General features: G+C 61.9%; 17 protein-coding genes. 4 read left to right on the top strand and 13 right to left on the bottom strand.

The window, feature by feature from the left end:
• Window positions 1-64 precede the first annotated feature (64 nt).
• A complete protein-coding gene (locus GOB87_RS02355; RefSeq protein ID WP_166312948.1) occupies window positions 65-511 on the top strand; it encodes a GNAT family N-acetyltransferase in 447 nt (148 codons plus the stop codon).
• Between the two features lie 30 nt (window positions 512-541).
• Here the strand turns inward: GOB87_RS02355 and GOB87_RS02350 are convergent, their stop codons facing one another.
• From GOB87_RS02350 to hpnA, 9 genes are all read right to left on the bottom strand, one after another.
• Window positions 542-2,908, bottom strand: coding sequence for a phosphoketolase family protein (locus tag GOB87_RS02350; RefSeq protein WP_166312947.1), 2,367 nt, complete (start codon window positions 2,906-2,908; stop codon window positions 542-544).
• A gap of 161 nt (window positions 2,909-3,069) precedes the next feature.
• Window positions 3,070-5,586 carry a glycosyltransferase family 2 protein gene (locus GOB87_RS02345; protein ID WP_166312946.1) on the bottom strand — a complete coding sequence of 839 codons (2,517 nt, stop codon included), beginning with the start codon at window positions 5,584-5,586 and terminating at the stop codon, window positions 3,070-3,072.
• Window positions 5,587-5,731: 145 nt separating this feature from the next.
• Window positions 5,732-6,418: a phosphorylase family protein gene (locus GOB87_RS02340; RefSeq protein WP_166312945.1), complete on the bottom strand. Its 687-nt coding sequence runs from the start codon at window positions 6,416-6,418 to the stop codon at window positions 5,732-5,734.
• The gene (gene shc / locus GOB87_RS02335) at window positions 6,408-8,384 is read right to left on the bottom strand and encodes a squalene--hopene cyclase (protein ID WP_166312944.1); all 1,977 of its coding nucleotides are present in this window, start codon (window positions 8,382-8,384) and stop codon (window positions 6,408-6,410) included. The genes GOB87_RS02340 and shc overlap by 11 nt, the downstream gene beginning before the upstream one ends.
• Window positions 8,385-8,430: 46 nt before the next feature.
• Window positions 8,431-9,756: a hydroxysqualene dehydroxylase HpnE gene (gene hpnE / locus GOB87_RS02330; protein WP_166312943.1), complete on the bottom strand. Its 1,326-nt coding sequence runs from the start codon at window positions 9,754-9,756 to the stop codon at window positions 8,431-8,433.
• Between the two features lie 5 nt (window positions 9,757-9,761).
• Window positions 9,762-10,664: a presqualene diphosphate synthase HpnD gene (gene hpnD, locus GOB87_RS02325; protein WP_166312942.1), complete on the bottom strand. Its 903-nt coding sequence runs from the start codon at window positions 10,662-10,664 to the stop codon at window positions 9,762-9,764.
• A gap of 51 nt (window positions 10,665-10,715) precedes the next feature.
• On the bottom strand, window positions 10,716-11,654 hold the full coding sequence (locus GOB87_RS02320) for a squalene/phytoene synthase family protein (protein ID WP_166312941.1): 939 nt from the start codon (window positions 11,652-11,654) through the stop codon (window positions 10,716-10,718).
• 85 nt (window positions 11,655-11,739) lie between these two features.
• Window positions 11,740-12,891, bottom strand: a complete 1,152-nt coding sequence (locus GOB87_RS02315; protein ID WP_166312940.1) for a glycosyltransferase — start codon at window positions 12,889-12,891, stop codon at window positions 11,740-11,742.
• Between the two features lie 13 nt (window positions 12,892-12,904).
• Window positions 12,905-13,900 carry a hopanoid-associated sugar epimerase gene (gene hpnA / locus GOB87_RS02310; protein WP_166312939.1) on the bottom strand — a complete coding sequence of 332 codons (996 nt, stop codon included), beginning with the start codon at window positions 13,898-13,900 and terminating at the stop codon, window positions 12,905-12,907.
• A 298-nt stretch (window positions 13,901-14,198) separates the two neighbouring features.
• On the opposite strand from hpnA, the gene GOB87_RS02305 reads away from it, so the two are divergent.
• Together GOB87_RS02305 and GOB87_RS02300 are read left to right on the top strand one after the other, a co-directional pair.
• Window positions 14,199-15,257 (top strand): lysylphosphatidylglycerol synthase domain-containing protein, encoded by a 1,059-nt coding sequence (locus GOB87_RS02305; RefSeq protein ID WP_242006112.1) that lies wholly within the window; start codon window positions 14,199-14,201, stop codon window positions 15,255-15,257.
• A gap of 4 nt (window positions 15,258-15,261) precedes the next feature.
• On the top strand, window positions 15,262-16,158 hold the full coding sequence (locus GOB87_RS02300; protein ID WP_166312937.1) for a prephenate dehydrogenase/arogenate dehydrogenase family protein: 897 nt from the start codon (window positions 15,262-15,264) through the stop codon (window positions 16,156-16,158).
• Here GOB87_RS02300 and GOB87_RS02295 read toward each other — a convergent pair.
• A complete protein-coding gene (locus GOB87_RS02295; RefSeq protein WP_166312936.1) occupies window positions 16,149-17,483 on the bottom strand; it encodes a glycosyltransferase family 87 protein in 1,335 nt (444 codons plus the stop codon). The two genes, GOB87_RS02300 and GOB87_RS02295, sit on opposite strands and share 10 nt — an antisense overlap.
• A 135-nt stretch (window positions 17,484-17,618) precedes the next feature.
• Between GOB87_RS02295 and GOB87_RS02290 the strand changes: the two genes are divergently transcribed.
• Window positions 17,619-18,263 (top strand): 2OG-Fe(II) oxygenase family protein, encoded by a 645-nt coding sequence (locus GOB87_RS02290; protein WP_166312935.1) that lies wholly within the window; start codon window positions 17,619-17,621, stop codon window positions 18,261-18,263.
• A gap of 6 nt (window positions 18,264-18,269) precedes the next feature.
• Here the strand turns inward: GOB87_RS02290 and GOB87_RS02285 are convergent, their stop codons facing one another.
• The 3 genes from GOB87_RS02285 to GOB87_RS02275 form a co-directional block, all read right to left on the bottom strand.
• Window positions 18,270-18,533 (bottom strand): hypothetical protein, encoded by a 264-nt coding sequence (locus tag GOB87_RS02285; protein ID WP_166312934.1) that lies wholly within the window; start codon window positions 18,531-18,533, stop codon window positions 18,270-18,272.
• Between the two features lie 85 nt (window positions 18,534-18,618).
• Window positions 18,619-20,088 carry an efflux transporter outer membrane subunit gene (locus tag GOB87_RS02280; protein ID WP_166313045.1) on the bottom strand — a complete coding sequence of 490 codons (1,470 nt, stop codon included), beginning with the start codon at window positions 20,086-20,088 and terminating at the stop codon, window positions 18,619-18,621.
• 155 nt (window positions 20,089-20,243) lie between these two features.
• Window positions 20,244-21,155 (bottom strand): HlyD family efflux transporter periplasmic adaptor subunit, encoded by a 912-nt coding sequence (locus GOB87_RS02275; RefSeq protein ID WP_166312933.1) that lies wholly within the window; start codon window positions 21,153-21,155, stop codon window positions 20,244-20,246.
• Between the last annotated feature and the right edge of the window lie 20 nt (window positions 21,156-21,175).

Here is a 21,175-nt window from a genome sequence, read left to right as displayed (position 1 = left end):
CCCTTGCCATTCCAGCCATATACGTCATCGTGTTCGTTTCGAATCCGAATGAAAATTAGACACGATGACTCTCTCCCTGACAATCCGCGATGCCCAACCCGCCGATGAGACGGCATGGCGTGGCCTGTGGGCCGGTTACAACCGGTTCTACGAATCTTCCGTTCCCGAAGATGTAACGACCTTTACATGGAAACGCCTGCTTTCGCCGGAATCCGCGCTTTTTTGTCGTGTTGCGGAAGCCTCCGGGCAGGTCGTGGGCTTCACCAATAACGTCCTGCACGAAGGCACATGGGTAAAAGACCCGCTGTGCTATCTGGAAGACCTGTTCGTCGATCCCGCTTCACGCGGTCAGGGCATCGGACGCGCCCTGATCCGTGACCTGATCGATCTGGGGACCAAGTGCCATTGGTCGCGCCTTTACTGGCACACCCGCAACGACAATCCCGCACGACGGCTTTATGACGAATTCATCAAAGCCGATGACTTCGTGCGTTACCGCATGTCTCTCTGACAGACAGGCTGGCGTTCAGGCCCGCAGTCTTCATGCCCACGTCCAGTTCCGGATTTCGGGCATGTCCTGCCCGTGGCTGTCCACGTAGCGCCGGTGCGCGACCAGTTTGTCCCGCACCGCCTCCTCCGCATACGCCACCTTGGAGGCCAGCGAGGGGATCCGCCGCACGATGTTGAGCACCAGATGGAAGCGATCCAGCTTGTTGAGCACCGTCATGTCGAACGGCGTCGTGGTCGTTCCCTCTTCCTGATAGCCATGGACGTGGAAATTGGCCGCATTGACCCGTTTGTAAATCAGGCGATGCACAAGCGCAGGATAGCCATGGAAAGCAAAGATCACCGGCTTGTCGCGTGTGAACAGCGCATCGAACGTTTCGTCCGGCACGCCATGCGGATGCTGCTCCGGCGTCTGGAGCGTCATCAGGTCCACCACATTCACAAAACGAAGCTTCATATCGGGAAGATATTCGCGGATCAGCTTCGTAGCCGCCAATGCCTCGAGCGTCGGCACGTCGCCCGCACAGGCAATGACCGCATCCGGCTCGTTGCCCTTGTCGTTGCTGGCCCACTCCCACAGCCCCAGTCCCTTGGTGACGTGCGTGATGGCCGCATCCATGTCCAACCACTGAAGCTCCGGCTGTTTGCCGGCCACGATCACATTGATGGTGTCGCGCGTGCGCAGGCAATGATCGGCCACGCACAACAGGGTGTTGGCATCGGGCGGCAGATAGATGCGTGCGACCTCGCCCTTCTTGGTGGCGATATGATCGAGGAAACCCGGATCCTGATGACTGAACCCGTTATGATCCTGCCGCCAGACATGCGAAGTGAGCAGATAGTTCAGCGATGAAATCGGCTGTCGCCACGGCACCTCACGCGATGTTTTCAGCCATTTGGCGTGTTGGTTGACCATCGAGTCCACGATGTGGGTGAACGCCTCATAGCACGAGAAGAAACCGTGCCGCCCCGTCAGAAGGTAGCCCTCCAGCCAGCCCTGGCAGGTGTGTTCACTGAGGATTTCCATCACACGCCCGTCAGGCGCAAGATGGTCGTCATACGGGAAACGCTCGGCCTCCCATGCGCGATTGGTGGCGTCCAGCACCGCGTTCAGACGGTTGGAATTGTTCTCATCGGGCGACAGCACCCGAAAGTTGGCCTGATCGCGATTGGCGATCATCACATCGCGCAGCCAGTTGCCCAGATTGCGCGTCGACTCCGCGCAAGTCTTGCCCGGTTCGGTGACGGCAATGGCATGTTGCGTATAATCCGGCAGTCGAAGGGGACGCCGCAACAGGCCGCCATTGGCATGGGGCGAAGCGCTCATCCGCTTGGTGCCCTCGGGCGCAAGAGCAAGGATGTCCGCATGCGGCCGGCCCTGTTCGTCAAACAGTTCTTCGGGCCTGTAAGAGCGCATCCATTTTTCCAGAATGGCCAGATGGTCCCCCTCCGCCAGATCGGACACCGGCACCTGATGCGCGCGCCAGTAACCTTCCGTGCGCAGACCATCCACCGTCTTGGGGCATGTCCATCCCTTGGGACTGCGCATGACGATCATCGGCCAGACGGGACGCACTGTCGGCTGATGGCCGCCGCGCGCCTGTGTCTGGATGTCACGGATCATGGCGAAGGCGCGGTCCATGGCCACCGCCATCGCCTGATGCATCAAGGTCGGGTCGTCACCTTCGACAAAGATGGGCTCATGCCCATACCCGCGCAGCAGAGCTTCAAGCTCGGCATGCGGAATACGTGCCAGCACTGTCGGATTGGCAATCTTGTAGCCGTTGAGATGCAGAATGGGCAGAACGGCCCCATCCCGCGCGGCATCAAGGAACTTGTTGGAATGCCATGACGTGGCGAGCGGCCCCGTCTCGGCCTCCCCATCCCCGATCACGCAGGCGACAACCAGATCCGGGTTATCGAACGCGGCGCCATAGGCATGGGAAAGAGAATATCCCAGCTCTCCGCCTTCATGGATCGAGCCGGGCGTGGTCGCAGCCGCATGACTGGGAATGCCGCCGGGAAAGGAGAACTGCTTGAAGAGCCGGCCCATGCCAGCTTCGTCGCGCGTGACTTCCGGAAACACCTCGGAATAGGTGCCTTCCAGCCATGTGCTGGCCACCACACCCGGCGCACCATGCCCCGGACCGGCAATAAACAGCACGTCCTGCCCACTGTGGCGGATGATGCGGTTGAGATGCAGCCAGAGAAAATTGAGACCCGGCGTGGTGCCCCAGTGGCCAAGCAGACGAGGCTTGGTGTGATCGAGGGCCAGCGGCTCCCGCAGCAGCGGATTGGCAAGCAGATAGATCTGACCAATCGACAGATAATTCGCAGCGCGCCACCAACGCTCGAACGCGGTCAGTTCATCCTGCGTCAGGGGAATCTGAGTCTCTGTCATTGCCTCTGGCCTCCTGTGGAGCATGGAACCGCCGGAGCATGCCCCCATGATTGAGGGAGCAGGCGCGATGGCGGTCATGCGGACACAGGCGGAAGGCGGCGTCAAGAACCTGACAAAAGGGTCAGGTTCCCGTCACATCAGGGTGTGAAAGATCGCAACCGTCACACCGGCTTTGCGAGATCGTGATAGCTTTGCTCAAGCAGGAAATGCCGCGAATACGCCGGATCGTACCGGTAGAGCGGGTTCTCGCTCCAGCGATCGTGCATGTACTGCGTTTCAGCAAAAAAGCGCGCTTCATGCTCGGGACGATCATCGCTGCCACGCGACAGGCTCTCATGGTGAATGGCCACGAAATTGTTGCACTGGATGATGCGCCAGCCCGCCTCACGCAGACGCAGGCAGAAATCCACATCGTTATAGGCCACGCGCAGATTGACTTCATCGAAGCCTTCCATTTCCCGGAAGGCATCCGCGCGCACCAGCATACCCGCGGCCGTCACAGCCGACACTTCATGGCAAAGCAGCGCCCGCGCGATGTAACCGTAGTCATTGCCAGCCAGACCGCGATGCACATGCGCCGCCACGCCATCCGGCCCGACCGCGACACCCACATGCTGGATCGTCCCGTTGGGGTAGAGGAACTTGCCGCCAACAGCACCAATATCGTCCGCAGCCCGGGCTTCTCCCAGAATCGTCCGCAACCATGAGGCATCTTCCACGAACAGATCGTTGTTCATGAAGAACAGGAACTCGGACCGACAGGTGGCCGCCGCGAGATTGTTGAGACGGGAGAAGTTGAACTCCTCCTTGATGATCAGCACCCGCACACGCTCATCGCGCACGATGTCCCGGCAGAAATCCAGCGTCTCGGGTTGCGAGGACCAGTTGTCCACCAACACGATCTCAAACGCCGGATAATCCGTGCTGCTCAACAGACGATTCACACATTCACGGGTGATCTCCACCTGATCGCGGAACGGAATGATGATGGACACGGAAGGCGTGTCCTCCAGCTTCCATTTCACATTGTAAATCGTGATGTCGTTGATCGACTCTACAATGGCGTCATGCCCGACACGGGCCAGATGGTCTGACACGCAACGTACGCCCGCATCGACGGCATACTGCTTGTTCGCCACAGTGGACGCCGTGGAATTGGGCGTCTTGCGCCAGTGATACAGCACTTCCGGCACATGGAGAAAATCTTCGCGCGGCACGATTTCCGTCAACCGCAGCATCAGGTCATGGTCCTGCGCGCCATCGTATTTCGCGTGCAGATCGCCCGCTTCCGCCAGAACATCCGCGCGCACCATGGTCAAGTGGCAGATGTAGTTGCAGCCCAACAGGTAGCGGTAATCGAAATCGGGTTTGAAATTCGGCTCAAGGAAGTACCCCGCCTGATCGATCTTGTCCTCATCGGAATAGATCACCAGCGGCTCAAGCCCCTGCGCGGCCTGAAACATGGCTTCCAGAGCGACATCCACGAGAAGATCATCATGATCGAAAAAGGCGATCCATTCACCTTTCGCAGCCTTAATCCCTTCATTGGTCGCCCCCGCAATGCCCAGATTTTTCTTCAGGCGCACAAGACGGATACGGGAGTCATTGCGCGAATATTCCGCAATGCGGGCCGCCACCTCGGGCGATTTGCTGCCGTCTTCCACGACGATCAGCTCCCAGTTGCTCCATGTCTGGGCCACGACCGAATCGACGGCGGCGATAAAATCCGTCATGTCCGGTTTGTAGGTGGGGCAGATTACACTCACGAGCGGCTGTTCTTCGGGCTTCAGCATGCCCGGCTGTCGTCGGCGCTCGGCCACACGGGCCCGCAGCGCATCGAAATAACGGCGCGCCCATGCATCGTAATCGTTGAGGCTGTAGCGCTGCTCAGGCAGCAGATCAAGCATCTTCGCACGCAAACGAGCAATCTCGCGATGGAGATTGGTCACCGTTTCGCTCATGGACAGCAGGTGCTCTTCCAGCCGGTCATCCACCAGTGCCGTGGTCAGCGGACTGCCCTGAAGCTCCACATCACCGGGCGTCACCACAAAGCGGATGCTCCGCTGACCGGTGCCCCGTCGCCGCTTGGGGATGACAACCTCAAACCCGCAGTTCGGGTCGCCCCCTATAGCCGCCGCGACATCGCCACGGAAACGATCCGCGCGGACATGCATGAAGGGCACGCCATCCACGAAGACCGAGACTTCGCAACACCCTGTGCGTTCGCCCGTCGCAGGGTCAAGACGCTGCACCCAGCCTCGCAGCGCTCCACGCCCAAAACCGTCCACGAACGACTCATAAACATAACGCGGCTGAAGAGTGACTAGGATATCTTCCTCGAACGCCTCTTCCACCGCGCCAACCAGACACGGCACCATCGACCGATCCGGAAAGCGCAGCCCCACACGATGTGGCTTACCGTCCGCCGCCGACGCAGGCAGATGGAAGGAAAATCCAAGCTGCGGCGTCATGACTCCGATGTTTTCCTGAACATCGGGGCGCGGAAGATCACAGGTCACACGCCCGACTTCCTGCCCGTCCAGCAGCACATGCAGGACAACTGGAACGCGCGGCGTCGCCAGATCGCACGCCCACCCACGCACTTCCAGCCCGTCAAGACTGTCAAAATAACCGATGAATCGCGTCAGTTTCCTTGACGTCGCCAAAGGAGCGTTCATGAAATCCTCTTCGACTGGCCCGCCACCCTCACCGGCATGCGCGCACTAAAATTTTATTGGCTTACGCTGCACCGATGAAAAAAGTCGGCACGACGCAAGACAGATTATTTTTGCGCCACAATAGAGAGTGTCGCGCATCCTGATATCAGGACGATGGCGCCGAAGCCTTAAATTCAAGAAAACGCAGCATCGCTTTGCGTGCAGAAGACGCATCGCAGCCAAGTTTTATCAGGGACACAATCTGGGATGGACGACAGAGGAGTGATTTCGCCAACGCTCCCACACCCAACCCACCATCGGGTGAGAGAGCCAGAGCCGCTGCCGGAGGCAGGGTTCGCGATGCAGGATCGCAGATGACACGCAGAACAGCGAACGGACGCCCCGCCTTTTGCGCTGCCCGCGCGACAAAGCCACTTTCCATGTCCAGCGAGCAGCAGCCTGTCTCATGCGCCAGCCGCTGTTTTTCTTCTGCCGTCAGCACCACCACATCGCTGTGCAGCAGCGCGCCGGCTACTACACCACGCAATCCTGCCCCCAGCCTGCGCCGCAAGGATGGCGAACATGGGAAAAGCTTTCCTTCCGCGACAACAGCATCCGGCACGAGAATCGTCCCCGGAGCCAGCTCCGGATCGAGCCCAGCCGCCAGCCCGAACGACGCCAGCACTGGCACACCACACGCCACCAAACGCGCCGCCCCTCGCTCGGCGCCATCGCGCGTAGCTCCGCTGATCGCAATGGGCGAGTCCGGGAAAAACCGACGCAACAGGTCCGCTTCAGCCTTCAGCCCGACCAGAAACCCGATCGGTCCGCTCTGAGCGTTATCAGAAGCCAAAGGACACCTGACGCGAATTGGTGCTGCCGAGATTGCGATACCGCGCCACCGCCAGAAGCGGGAAGAACTGCCGGTAGCCGTGATATTTCAGATAGAACACCTTGGGAAAACCAACGGCGTTGTAGGGCTGCTCGTCCCACTCGCCATTGTCATTCTGGTGCTTCGCCAGCCACGCGATACCCCGCACCGTCGCCGGATCGTCACGGCGCCCCACAGCCATCAGACCCAGAACGGCCCATGCGGTCTGTGAAGGCAGGCTCTCTTTGTACTGGCCGTGCAACCCGCCTTCGTAGCTTTCGCAGCCTTCACCCCAACCGCCATCGGGCCGCTGAACCGAACGCAGCCACTCTACAGCTCGCACCACCATCGGATCGTCATGCGACACCTCGGCAGCGTTGAGAGCACATAGCACCGACCATGTACCGTAAATGTAGTTCGTCCCCCACCGGCCGAACCACGAGCCATCCTTCTCCTGATCGGAGCGCAGATAAGCGAGGCCACGCTCGATAACCGGGCGATCCTCAGGATTGCCAAGCTGCGCAAGGAAGGAGATGCAACGCGCCGTCACATCGGCGGTCGGCGGATCGAGCAACGCACCATGATCGGCAAACGGAATGTGGTTGAGAAGGTCCTTGTCATTATCGATGTCGAAGGCACCCCAACCGCCGTTGGTGCTCTGCATACCCACGATCCATTTACGGGCGCGCTCGATCGCCTCCGCATTGGCCGGATCGTTCTGGCGATGCAGCAGCATGCCCACCACCGCCGTATCGTCCACATCCGGGTAATAATCGTTGCGATACTGGAAGGCCCAGCCACCCGGTTCCAGATCGGGCTTGTTGATGGCCCAGTCGCCCTTCACGTCAAGAATCTGACGTCCTCGAAGCCACTCGGCGGCTTTGGTAAGATTGGCCTTTGTGGCTTCCGCTTCGATGGGATTGGCCCCGCTGCCCGCTTCCATCATCGCATGACCGGCAAGACCGGTGTCCCAGATGGGCGACACACAAGGCTGGCAATACACCTCATCGCCGTGATCGACGAGCAGAGCCTGCACCGATTCCCACGCCGTCTTTGCGCGAGGATCGCTGTCTGGCACACCCAGAGCGCGGTACATCATCACCGTGTTGGCCATGGCGGGATAAATCGCCCCCAGACCGTCGATCCCGTTCAGACGCGGCTCAATGAAATCCACGGCCGCCTTGATGGCCTTCTGATGTGTCTTCTTGGGAACCAGCTTGATGGTCGGGCGCAGAACCTGATCCACCACCTTGAACACATGCCCCCAACGCGAGCGATACGGCCCGCGAATCCAGTCCTTCACCTGATCGGGCGGAGTCACGAACAGTTCCTGCACATGCACGCCACGCGGGTTGATCGCCACCGGACGCAGGGCCGCCAACACCAGCAAAGGCGCAATCACCGTGCGCGACCAGTAAGACATGTTCCACACGGAGAAGAACGCCGAGCGTTTCAGCAGCATCAGCTCGACCGGCATGACCGGCGTACCGTGCCACGGGATTTCCCCGAACAGGGCGAGCTGGAAGCGCGTGAAGACGTTGCTGCGCTCCGCCCCGCCATGATCGAGCACCGCTTCCCGCGCACGCTTCATGTGCGGCGCATCGGGATCGTCCCCAATGCATTTGAGGGCGTAATAGGCCTTCACCGTGGCGGAAATGTTGAACTCGCCATCGTGATACAGCGGCCAGCCGCCATGCTCGCCCTGAATGCGGCGCAGATAGACGCCGATCTTGCGCTCCAGATCCTCGTCGATACGGTCGAGAAAATGCTCCAGCAGGACATATTCGGCCGGAATGGTGGCGTCGGCCTCAAGCTCGAACACCCAGTGACCGTCCTCGTTCTGCTTGCCGCCCAGGGCTGCATGGGCACGCCGGACAATCTTCTCCAGTTCGTCAGCACCCGGTCCGCCCGGAGCAGAAGATGCGGAATGTGTCGTATCGTCCAGCATGGCCTACCGTCATTCTCCCTATGTCTTATCCAAAGCCCGCAACGGCTCAGGCAGCCGGTTGCATGCCGCTTTCGTAAGCGCCGCGCAATCCCAGCGCCCGAACTGCGGCAATCCCGGACCGAATGGAACCGTCAATCGTGGCGGGCAAACCCGTGGCCGTCCAGTCCCCCGCCAGAGCGAGATTGGCAAGCGCCGTCTTTGCCTGCGGTCTGCGTCGCAATTGCGACGGCGTTGCGGCAAACGTGGCACGTTTTTCCCAGACCAGCCGATGTCGTTCCGGCACAGTGGCGGGCAGCGGCATGTCCAGCAGTGTGTCCATGACGCGGCGCAACTCCTGCCAGATCGCAGCCCCCAACTCCTCGGGCGGCCGCGCTGCGTAGCGATTGGCGGCACTCACCGTCACGGACAGGATGTCATCGCGCAGGAACACCCACTCGGTCACACCGCCCACAACGCCCACAAAACCGGTGGACGCGAAACTGCCGAGCGGCAGCGGGGCGCGGTCGAGACGGAAATGCGCGTTGAAAATCCCCTCGAATTCGTCCGGAACCAGCAGATTTGGCAGCGCATCCTTCAGCAGGGACGCGGCCACGGGCGCTGGCACGGCAAGGATCACCACATCCTCCGGACCCAGCTCGATCCGCTCGTCGGGGAAGCAGAGCGCCGTCACCCGGTCCAGACCGGTCTCGATGGCCGTCACGCGCCTCCCCGTGCCCACGTCCGCCTTCATCACGGAAAGATAGGCCAGCGCCGGATCGACCAAAGTCTCAGAAAGCCCCACTTTGGCAAAACGCGGCAGGCAGGCTTTTCCGCCCTTTGCCAGCGACTCACGAATGACATGCCCAAGGAGAGCCGCGCTCGCCTCGTCACTGGGCGTATTGAGAGCGGCAATGGAAAACGGATCCAACAGGCGACGCGAGAACTCGCCGTCCGAAAGACAGGCGGACACGACCTCATCCGGCCCGGCTTCCATCAACCGGCGCAGCGCCATCACCTCACCCAACTTCATGCCCGGCACGCGACGTTGCGGACTGAACAGCCACCACGGCACCCGCCCCATGGACAGATCGAGCGTCCAGTTCGTGCCATCCGCGAGATCGACAAAGGGAAAGATCGGCCGGTCCGGCCCGCACACCGTATCCAGCGTTCCAATCTGCCCGAGATAGCGGAAGGCGGCGTCATTGGCGGTCAGCAGCAGGTGATTGCCGTTGTCGATACGACAGCCCAGCTTGCGGTCTTCGTAGGAACGCGCGCGTCCACCACAGGCCGGGCCGGCCTCGTGGATCACCACATGGCGGCCGCTTCCCGCAATCTCCACCGCAGCGGCCAGACCCGACAGGCCCCCGCCGATGATATGAACGCGCCGGGCCATCGCCGTCAGGCCGCGAAGGCCTGCAACACACCCACGGCCTTGCGGGCGGGCGACACGTCCATGGCGGAGCCTGCATGGTCCCAGCCACGCTTTTCCAGAGAATCGAGAATCCCGAGATAGCAGCCGCCCATCAGACGGGCCGGCATCATGGCGCGACGGTCGCACTTCTTCATGATGCGGAAGGCCTCACGGAAATGATCCCGCGCCCGTACGGAGATGATCTGCAGCACGCCGGGCAGACCAGCGGAGGAGAGAATCTTCTGCGGGTCGGCCGGCACATCGAAACGGGCCAGAAGATCGCGCGGCAGATAGAGACGCCCGGCATGTGCGTCCTCTCCCACATCGCGCAGGATGTTCGTGAGTTGGAGCGCACGTCCCAGATGGTGGGCGACGCGCTTGGCGTCATGCGAACTGTCACCGAAGATGTGCACCGACAGACGCCCAACGGCGGCGGCCACACGATCGCAATAAAGGTCCAGCGTTTCCTCGTCGGGCGCCACGATGGGACCGAGCGCGTCCATCGTCATGCCATCGATGATGGCATCGAAGTCATGCTTGTGCAGCGAGAAGAAACGGATGGCAGCATGAAGCACGCGATCCAGCGCGTCGTGCGTCTGCCCTTCGTAAAGACGCGCGATGCGCGCGTGCCATTCATTCAGCCGTGCTTCACGGTCCTTGGCATGCTCGGCCCCGCGCAGCGACGGGGCGTCTCCGTCGGCAATGTCGTCCACGATGCGGCAGAAGGCGTAGATCGCATACATGCCATAACGACGATAGGGCGGGAGGATGCGCATTCCGGTCGCAAACGAGGTTCCCGCCTGCCGGACGATCGCCTCGACGCGCGCCAGATCAGCGGGATCGCAGCCCAGCGGCGTCGGTTCATCATGCGTACCGAGTGTCTCGTTCATGCCATTTGCTCCTTTGTGGCGGCTTGCCACACCCATGTTCCACGCATCGCCTCAGGCTTTCCACGCGGCCAGCGCCGCAAGCATCCCGCGACCGAAATCAGCGCGGCGTAATGCCACCCGTCCGGCCAGCGGATCGCCCGCGCGCAGATGCGCCGCCAGCAGATGCGCCAGTTGCACCACCGCGCCGCAATACATTCTCATACGACGGTCCCGCACGGTGTGCAGAAGGCCGCGCGCCGTTGCGTTCAGCAGGTCCACGTCATCCAGCATCAGATCGAAGACACGGCGCAGACCGGCCGATGTTGCGCGCGCCAGCACGGCCTCCGCCGTCAGTCCTTCCGCCGCGAGCAGATCGAGCGGAATGTAGGACCGACCAAGCTTGCGCAGGTCATCCGCACAATCCTGAAGGTGATTGAGAATCTGGAGCGATGTGCACAGCGCGTCCGAGGCCACGAACGTCGCCTCGCTTTCCCCGTGCAGCCCCAGCAGAAACCGACCGACTGGATTGGCCGAATAACGGCAATACCGCTCCAGTTCCACCATCGAAGCGTAGCGGTCCTTCACCGCATCCTCGCGGAAGGCCACCAGCAGGTCCGTCGCCACCGCGCAGGGCAGTCCCGTTTCTTCGAGCATGGTCCGCACGCGAGCGGCGGAACGCGCGTCCTTGCGCGGGGGTGCTGCCGCCTTTCCACGCACGATGTCTTCCATCGCATCCAGACGGGCGATCTTTTCCTGTGGCGTCAGTTGCGCGCTGTCGGTCACGTCGTCGCTGAATCGGGCAAAATCGTAATAAGCGTGAACATGCGTCCGCAGCGGGCGGGCAAACAGAACCGATCCCACCGGAAAGTTCTCGTCCGCCTGTCCCTTGCCGGAAGAGACATCGGGGGCCTGCCACGGTGCGACGCCATGCGCCGCGATCTCGCGACGCGCAGCCTCCACCAGCCCTTCGGGCGTAACGACCCCGGCCACAGATGACGAATCCACTGACATGGCGCGGTGGTTTACACGCTCCGGAGGCGGCTGCCTACACTCCCTGCCCCGCGCGTCCCTCAGGGCCGCCCCACGCGCCACGCCGTCAACCGGCGTGCGTGGCATCCCGGTAGGCCCGGTTTTTCCACTGCACGCCGCGTCCACGATGATAATCCATCGCCGATCCCACCGTCGCTGCCGTATAGAAAAGCGCCACAGCAGGCAGGCATACCGCCCAGAGCGGCGACATGCGGAAGCGTTTCAGGGTGGGAACATAAGACCCCATGGAAGCAGCCCATGCGACAAACGCCAGTTTGCGCGCCGTGCCCTTGCCAAACAGCGCCACCAGCATGGGCAGCATCCACACCAGCACCATCCCCAGCACCGTACCTGCCAGCATGAGCGGGGAATAATGAAGCTGCACATAGGCTGTGCGCGCGATCATCCGCCAGATGTCGCGGGGGTGCGGGTAAGGACGGATGGAACGCGCAAGGCACGAATGTCCCAGATAGAGACGCCCGCCCGAGCGCTTCACATGAGCGGCCAGCGTGCAGTCATCGATCAGCGCACCGTGCAGGGATTCGATACCTCCGATACGCGCCAGAGCCGAACGCCGCAGAAGGATCGTGCCGCCTGCCGCTGCTGCCGTAGGACTTTTAGGGTCGGCCACACGGGCAAAAGGATAAAGAAGAGCAAAAAAGAACACGAAAGCCGGGACCAATGCCCGTTCGGCCGGACTTTCGCAGTTCAGCTCCACCATCTCCGATACCATATCCAACCCGTCCGCCTCAGCCTTGGCGACGAGCGTTGCGACATGCTGCGGGTCATGTTCGATATCGGCGTCGGTAAAAAGGATATAGCCCTCATCCTGCGGATCGTCGGCCTGCACACGGGCGACGGCCTGCTGCACGGCCCAGAGCTTACCGCTCCACTCGGCATCGGGACGGGGCGCCCCCTCCACGATGGTCAGCTTTCCCTGCGGATCGGGCAGCTTGCGGGCCAGAGTGCCGGTTCCATCCGTGCTGCCGTCATCGGTCATCACGATGCGGTAGCGACCGTCATAATCCTGCGCCAACAACGTGGAGAGCGCCCGTTCGATCGACTCCGCCTCATCACGAGCCGGCACGACAACCGTGACAGGTGGCGCTCCTTTCGGACGCGCATGCCGCAGGATCGGTCCAGCCTGCCAGAACCGCCCATGAAACGCGAGAAGAAGCCCCCAGACAACAGTTGCAAGCGTCGTGAGAAAGACCAGCATGCCTCATACGCCCCTATTGCAACATCCCACTCTTGCGAAACCAGTCGATGGCGTCCGTCACCGCCTCACGCGCTGGACGCGGGCTGTAGCCCAGTTCGTGAATGGCCTTATCGGAGGAAAAGAACATCTTCTTGCGCGACATCGCCAACATCTCACGCGTGACGCGCGGCTCGATCCCGAAACGGCGTGACAGCCATTCGGAGACGATGGCGACGGGCCAGATCACTTCCTGCGGCAGGCGGATGGAGGGCGGCTTCACGCCCGCAATTTCGGCCACCATGCGAAACAGGTCGCCCAGCAGGTAATTCTCGCCGCCGAGGATGTATTTCTCGCCGATTTTGCCGCGCTCGAGCGCGAGCGCATGGCCTTCCGCGACATCGTCCACATGAACGATGTTCACGCCCGTATCGACATAAGCCGGCATCCGACCCGCCGCACAGTCGAGGATCATCTGGCCAGTCGGCGTGGGCCGGATATCACGTGGCCCAACGGGCGTGGACGGATTGACGATGACAGCGGGCAGGCTCTTGTCACGCACCATGCGGAGCACTTCCTGCTCGGCGCGATACTTCGATTTCTTATAGATGCCGATGACACCGTGCTCATGCACGGGCGTCTGCTCGTCCGAAATCGTGCCGTCCCCGATCAGGCCCAGCGCCGCCACGGAGGAGCAGTACACGATGCGCTCCACGCCCGCGCTCTGCGCCGCCATCATCAACAGGCGCGTGCCTTCGACATTCGCCGCCATCATCGGCGCAGGATCGGGCACCCACAGGCGATAATCCGCCGCGACGTGAAACACGTAACGGCATCCCTTCACCGCATCGGCAAAGCAGGCCGGTGTGGAGAGATCGCCTTCCACCAATTCGGCGGGAATATCGGCGATGTTGGTACGGTCGCTGCCTTTGCGCACCATCAGGCGCAGGTCATGGCCACGGGCGAGCAGAACCCGGGCCACGGCGGAACCCACGAATCCCGTGGCTCCCGTAACGAGCGTCGGTGCGGTCATTGCAAGCAGTTCCCCTGAGAAACGCGACGGACGGACAGGGGGCCTGATTATCGCGATGTTTACCTCTGACGCCAGAGCCCACAAGCGGGAAAGGGCTTTTCATCCCACGCTCTGGCGTGCAACGGGTGGGTAGTGTATGGAAAGCGCCCTGTTTCGGAGCAGGCGCGCGGCATCCGCACGATGTCCGTGAACGGTCCCTGTGCCGACAGGCCCTTCACGCCCATGCGCCTTTTCCCGAACCCCTGCCGCATGGCCTGCGGACGGGATGAGCTGCAACAGTCACGGACGGCCCAGCGCGTTGAAGAAGCTCACTATTCTGCTCACCCTCATCGGCCTCGGCGTTATCGCCTTCGCGCTGGCCCATAGCGGCATCCGGGAAGTGTTCACGGCCGTCACCCGGATTGGCGTCAGCGGCTTCCTGCTTACGGTCGCCGCCCAGCTTGGCGTGGACGTGCTGCTCGGCGCCGCCTGGCATGCCGCCTTCCCCTCCATGAGCTTCCGGCATCTGTTCAAGGCCCGCATGGTGCGCGACGCCGCTTCCACCTGCCTGCCTTTCTCACAACTTGGCGGCATTGTGATCGGCATCCGCGCCACCTGTCGCCATCATGGTCTGCGCGATGCCCAGAGCGGTGGCGTCGAGTGGCCCGAGGCGGCCTGCGCCAACGTGGTGGACATCACCACGGAAGTGCTGGCGCAGATCGTGTTCATCCTTCTGGCTGTCGCTCTTCTGGCCATCGGCACGCCGTCCAACCCGCTTGTGCGGCCCGTCATCATCGGCGCCTTCCTGCTCACCATGGGGGCCGCCGGTTTCATCTGGACTCAGCAGCGCGGGGGCGCCGCCATTCGGCGTGGCGTGGAAGGTCTCGGCCGCCATATTGCCGGTCAGTGGCAGACCACCATGGTCAATGGTGCGGATTCTCTACAGGAGCGGATGGAAGAAGCGTGGTCCCACCCCGGACGTATCTCCGCTTCCGCCGCCATTCATCTTGTCGGCTGGATCTCCAGTGCTGGCGTAACGTGGCTGACCGTCCACCTGATGGGCGCCTCTCTCTCCTTTCCCGACGCCATCGCCGTGGAGGGTGTGACCTGCGGGCTGATGTCCGCCTCCTTCCTCATCCCGGCCGGGCTGGGCGTGCAGGAAGGCTCCTACATGACGCTCGGGCACGCCTTCGGGCTGGATGCCTCGACCTGCCTCGCCCTGTCGCTTCTGCGGCGCGGCCGCGAAGTGGGCATCGGTCTGCCTGTCCTCGTTCTGTGGCAGTTGGGCGAAATGCGCGCCCTTCACAAGCCTGACGCACAGCGTCCCGCCCCTCTTCCCTCATCGGGCAAGGTGGCCACGGACAACCCGGAAGGATGACGTCATGACGTCCGCGGCTGCCCCTCTGTTCGAGACGCTCACCGTCGTCGGACCCGGCCTTATCGGCGCGTCCGTGCTCCATCGGGGGCGCCGTGATGGCACGCTGGCGAAAAAGCTGATCGCGGTGGACATCAACCCGACGTTCCGGGAGCGTGTGCGCCAACTCGGCATCGCGGATGAGGTGACGGACGATCTCGCAGGCGCTGCCGCGCAGTCGGACTGCGTGATGCTCTGCGTGCCTGTCGGGGCGATGGGAGAGGTCGCGGCCACCGCCATTCCCGCCATGAAACCCGGCGCCATTCTGACCGACACCGGCTCCACGAAGGTATCGGTCATCGACGCCATTCGTCCATCGTTGCGCCCGGATGTGCCCTACGTGCCCGCGCACCCCATGGCCGGCACCGAATATTCCGGTCCGGACGCGGGCTTCGCGACCCTGTTCGACAACCGCTGGTGCCTCCTCACACCGCTCGACGGCATGCCGGACACCGCCACGACCGCCATCACCACGCTCTGGGAACTGTGCGGCGCCCGCACACGCACCATGACGCCGGAGCATCATGACCGCGTCTGCGCCATCGTCAGCCATCTTCCGCATCTTCTGGCCTTCACCATCTGCGGCACGGCGGACGATCTGGCGGACGAAACACGCTCCGAAGTGCTGGAATTCGCGGCCAGTGGATTTCGGGATTTCACGCGCATCGCTTCCTCCGACCCGATCATGTGGCGCGACATCTTTCTCTCCAACCGCGAAGCCGTGCTGGAGATGCTTTCCCGCTTTCTCGAAGACGCGCAGGCCATGGCGCGCGCCATCCGCTGGGGCGATTCGGATTACATCGTGGATCGCATCGAGCGCGGGCGGGCCATCCGGCGGAGCCTGCTCGAAAACCGTCAGGCCTGAACGCCCTCTCCCGCGATGGAGGCTGTGCTGTGTCTCCCGCCATTCCTGTGCAGAAACGCCCGGGCCTGTCTCCACCGCTCAGATGCGGCCCGACGCACAACAATCAGCAGCAACAGAAAGGCGATGGAAGGCGTCGGACACAACAGGAAAGCATGCCCGAACACGCGGGCGGCGGGCAGATAAAGAAAAATCAGGAAGAGCACAAACTTCTCACCGCTCCACCAACCGTTCCGCAATCCGCGTTCCAGCACCCACGCCATGGGAAAAGCCAGACAGGCCAGATCGTAATCCAGCAGGAAGGGTGAGCAGAACGGCAGGGCAGCGATCATCACCGCCATATCAGCACGTCCCGCCTCCGCGTAGGATGATGCAGGCCGTCGCCACACCGCCCATCCGGCCAAAGCGAGCACAAGCAACGTCATGGTGATCTGCGCCACATAGGCCATGGCGATACTGCCGTGCAGAAGACGGACGGACGTGAACACGCTCTGCATTTTCCACGCCGGGACGTAGGACATCTCATAGGTCTTGCGCGCGATCGCACTCACGCGGAAGAAACCGCTCCATGCGGCCGGTCCGAATGTCAGCCACGACACAGCTATCAACCCCAGACCGGAACATAGGCCACCTGCAATCACCCGCCACTGCCGTGCGCAGAGCAACACGACCGGCGCGGCCAGCAGAAGCTGCGGCTTGATGACCAGCACGCCCAACGACATGCCCGCCAGAAAAGGCCATGTAGGGATCAGCACCATGGCGAGCCCCAGAAATGAGCCGGTCAGAAGACCGTTCTGTCCATTGACGATGTTGATGACGAGCCCGGGAAACATCAGGATCGGGATCCACGCCCACCGCTGGGGCAGCAGGCGACGCACAACCGCCACAAAAACCGCCACGCTTCCAAATTCGAAAAGCCCCACCGCGACCGGATAGGACGCAAGAGCGAAAGGCAGGCAAAATAGAAGCCATGTAGGTGGGTAATAGAACGCGACATTCCCGAAGGTCATGCCGTGAAAGGCCACTTTTTCCGCCAGATGATGCGCGATCTCGTTGTACACTTCCGCCACATGACCACACTGCACCTGAATGGATGCGGTCCAGAAGCTGACAAAATCCAGACAGATCGGCACACCGTGGAAATCGTATCCACCATGTGAGACCAACAGGATGTAAGGCAGCAGCCCCCAGTTGAAGACGCCGCTGATAAGGCAGTACGCAAGCGCACGATCGCGCGTGAGCCATCGCCCTTCCAGCACACCTTTCACGATGAACAGGTGAACGCCGGATCGGAGAAACCGGGACAGCGATGCGGGAATGACACTCATATCCCGCGCGATTTTCCCTCAACTCCCTTAACAAACTCTCATTTTCGCAATGCCTCGAAATATGGAAACCGGGTTCGCGTGCCTCTATGATGCCGCCTGAAACCCCAGACCCCGCGCATGCGCAGGAGAACCGCCATGACCGTTGCTTCCGTTCATCCCGATTTCGCGGCTCTCGCGGCGGCACCGGTCGTGCAGACTCCTTTTGCGCATCTGGTGGTCGAGCACTTCATCCGTCCCGATGATCTGAAGGCTCTGTATGTCTCGCTGCCCCAGATCGAGTCAGGCGGCTCCTTTCCGCCGGAATCCCTGTCACTCACACCGCTCATGCAGAACCTGATCCAACAGATGGAAGGGCCGGAACTGCGGCGGCTCATTGCGGAAAAATTCGGTCTCGACCTGCATGACGCCCCCACCATGCTGACCGTGCGCGGCCGGACACGGGAAAAGGACGGGCGTATCCATTGCGACTCTGCCGCCAAGCGTGTGACGGTGCTGCTCTATCTCAACCCGGCGACGGAGGCGTTCGCACGGCAGGACGGCTGCCTGCGTCTTCTGAACGGACCGGACGATGTGGAGGACTATGCCGTCGAGGTGCCCCCCGTAAACGGGACACTTCTGGTCTTTCCCAACGGTCCGACAACGTGGCACGGCCACCGGCGCTACGCCGGACCGCGCACCACCATCCAGCTGAATTATATGGAGACCGGAGCGCTGGCCCGCTCGGAACTGCGGCGGCACAAACTCTCCGCTTTCCTCAAGAAACTGCCCTTCGCGGCGTAAAGGTGCTCAGGCGCCGTCCATGTTGTCCACATCGTCGGGCGCAACGCCGGGATCGTCCTCAACCGGCTTGCGAAGCAGCACGAAGGCCCCAATCATGATGGCGACACCCGCCACCAGCGGCAGATAACGCAGGATCAGTACGAAGAGCGATTGCCCGTAACCGGGATTGGCGATCAACGTCCACGTATCGACGACGATCAGGGTGAAGCCCACCATGAAACCACCCAGAATCAAGGCCAGACGACGGGCGTAATTCGGCTCATCATCCATGGGCCTGATCCTTTCGTGGAAAAATGTGTCGGAACGAACGGGGCCGTTCCCCAACGTCCCGACACGACTGGAGTTCAGCCACGCATTACTGCTGGAAGGCCTGTGCCCACGCGTTCTGCGTTTGCAATGAGACCGGCAGGCTGGAACTCGTGAGCGCCACGCCACGCCAGCCCGCGCCAATGGCGGTGTAGAGATTGACCGCATCGCGCAGACGCTCAAGCCGCGAAAGAGCCTCATGATTCTGCGCATCGAGAGTGGTGCGCTCTGCCGTCAGCACATCGAGGAAGCCGATCAGGCCGGCGGCGTAGAGTCTACGAGCGCGATCGCGCGCCAACGCGCTATCTTCCGAGGCCTTATGCAACTGCTCGGCATATTCGATGTCGTCATGCCACGCGGCCATCGCATCCTCGACTTCCTTGAAGCCGTTGAGGACGGTCTGCCGATAATGCAGACGGGACGCTTCGGCCGCCGCCTGTGCTGCGCGGATGGTGGCTGTGTATTTGCCGCCGTGCATCAGCGGCAGGCTGGCCATCATCAGGAACTGCCAGCTCATCGCATTGGCTTGGAACGCCTGATACATGGCCGATGCGTTCGGATTGAAGTTCAGCGGAATCACGAAGTGCGGGTAAAGATCCGCCACCGCAACACCGACCTCGGCCGTGGCCATCGCGTACTGCTTCTCCGCAGCCCGGATGTCGGGGCGGTTGGCAATCACGATGGACGGCATGGTGGCCGGGAACTCAGGGACTTTCGGCAACGGTCGAACGACCTTGAGCTCATCCTCCAGTTCGCCCGGCATCTTGCCTGTCAGAACCGAAATGGCGTGGGAGATCTGCGAGACATGCGTTTTGAGCGGTTCGCGGGCTGCGATCTGGGAATCCAGCTCGGCCTGCGCCTGTGCGGTCTGGAGCGTATTGCCCACGCCTTCGAGATAGAGACGGTTGGCCAGATCGAAACTGTCCTTCGCAACCTTGATGTTGTCGGTCGCAATCTGGATCTGCAACTGCGTCACGCGCAGAAGCATGTAATCGTTGGCCAGTTCCGAGAGCAGCATCATCAGAAGGGCGCGGCGGCCTTCAATGGATGTCTCGACAGAGCGTTCATGCGCCTCGACGGCCCGCCGGATACGTCCGAACACGTCGATTTCCCATGTCGCGGACATGCCATAGGTCAACATGGACGCTTCGGGCTGGTTGGCCGGATTACCCGGACGCAGGGGCCAGTTGTCGATGTTGATGGAATAACGGACATCGCCGCCGCCCGCATTGGCGTCCATCTGCGGATACCAGGCCGAAGCCGCCTTATCGCGCAGGGCACGCTCGGCAAGAATACGCTGTCCGGCTTCCTGCAGATCGTAATTGCCCTTGATCGCGTCCTCGACCAGTCGGGTCAGGATCGGATCATTGAAGGACGCCCACCACTCGGTCATTTCCTTGTCGGTGCGCGCAATCTGCTCCGGTGTCGCAGGCTTTTCTTCCGCCGCCTCCTTGAAGCCCGCCGGCACCTTCATGCGGTCCGGCTGGAAATTCGGCCCTACCGTGCACCCCGCCAACATGCAGCCACTCAGAAGAGTGGGAAGCACACGCCCGCGCAGAGTGGCGAGAAGACCACGATGCGAGGCTTTGCGAGAGAACGCCGGCTGATCGGAAGGATCGGAGGAAGAACTCTCCGCCGTGGTGGACATGCTGCACATCATCACGTCCATCGGCCTCACAGATGATCCTGCAGCCATGAGGTCAGCTTGCCGCGACGACTGAGGGATTCAGGCCCGACGCTGATCGTCGCCGTCATACCGGCAGCCAGCGTCACGCCCTCAGGCACCTGATCGAGATGGATGCGCACCGGAATACGCTGTGCCAGACGCACCCATGTAAAGATCGGGTTCACATCCTGAAGGCCCAGCTTGTCGGGGTTGCCGTTGGTGTCGTTGATACCGCGGGCGATGGAGATGACATGGCCGGGGATGATCTGCTTGTAGCCCATCAGCTTGACGCGGGCTTCATCCCCCACATGCACGCCCCACATCTTCGTTTCCTCGAAGTAGCCGTAAACCCAGTAGGAATCGGAGTCGATCACGGCCAGCCGCGCCTGACCCGCCGTGGCATAGTCACCCACCCGCAGATTGAGGTTGGTGATGTAACCGTTCACCGGGGAATAGAGCACCGAACGCTGAAGATTCAGTTTCGCCACATCGAGCGCCGCGCGGGCCGCATCCACCGCCGCCACCTGCGTGGCCACGTTCGAGTTGAAGACTTCCTGCTCTTCCGCCGAGACAATGCCCGACAGGCCCATACGGCGGCGTGCATCGTTCTGCTTGAGCTTGAGGTCTTCGAGCGCCCCGTCCAGACGGGCCTGAGCCTCACGGATGGCCAGACGGAAACGGACCGGGTCGAGCACATAGAGCGGATCACCCTTGTGGACGAACTGGTTGTCCACCACCGGCACCTGCACCACCGTACCCGAGACTTCAGGAGCGACGTCCACCACATAGACACGCACGCGCCCGTCACGGGTCCACGGCGCGATCATGTAGGTGTTCCAGAGAGTCACCCCAAGGACGATGGCCAGAGAAACGACGGCCAGTGTCAGGATCACGCGGATCAGTGTGCGGAGCAGAGGCATTGTGGTGTCTCGAAAACCTT

The organism is Acetobacter estunensis (assembly GCF_011516945.1).
Classification (GTDB): domain Bacteria; phylum Pseudomonadota; class Alphaproteobacteria; order Acetobacterales; family Acetobacteraceae; genus Acetobacter; species Acetobacter estunensis.
The sequence above is the reverse complement of the archived record's forward strand: the minus strand, read 5'-3'. Positions and strand labels throughout refer to the sequence as shown.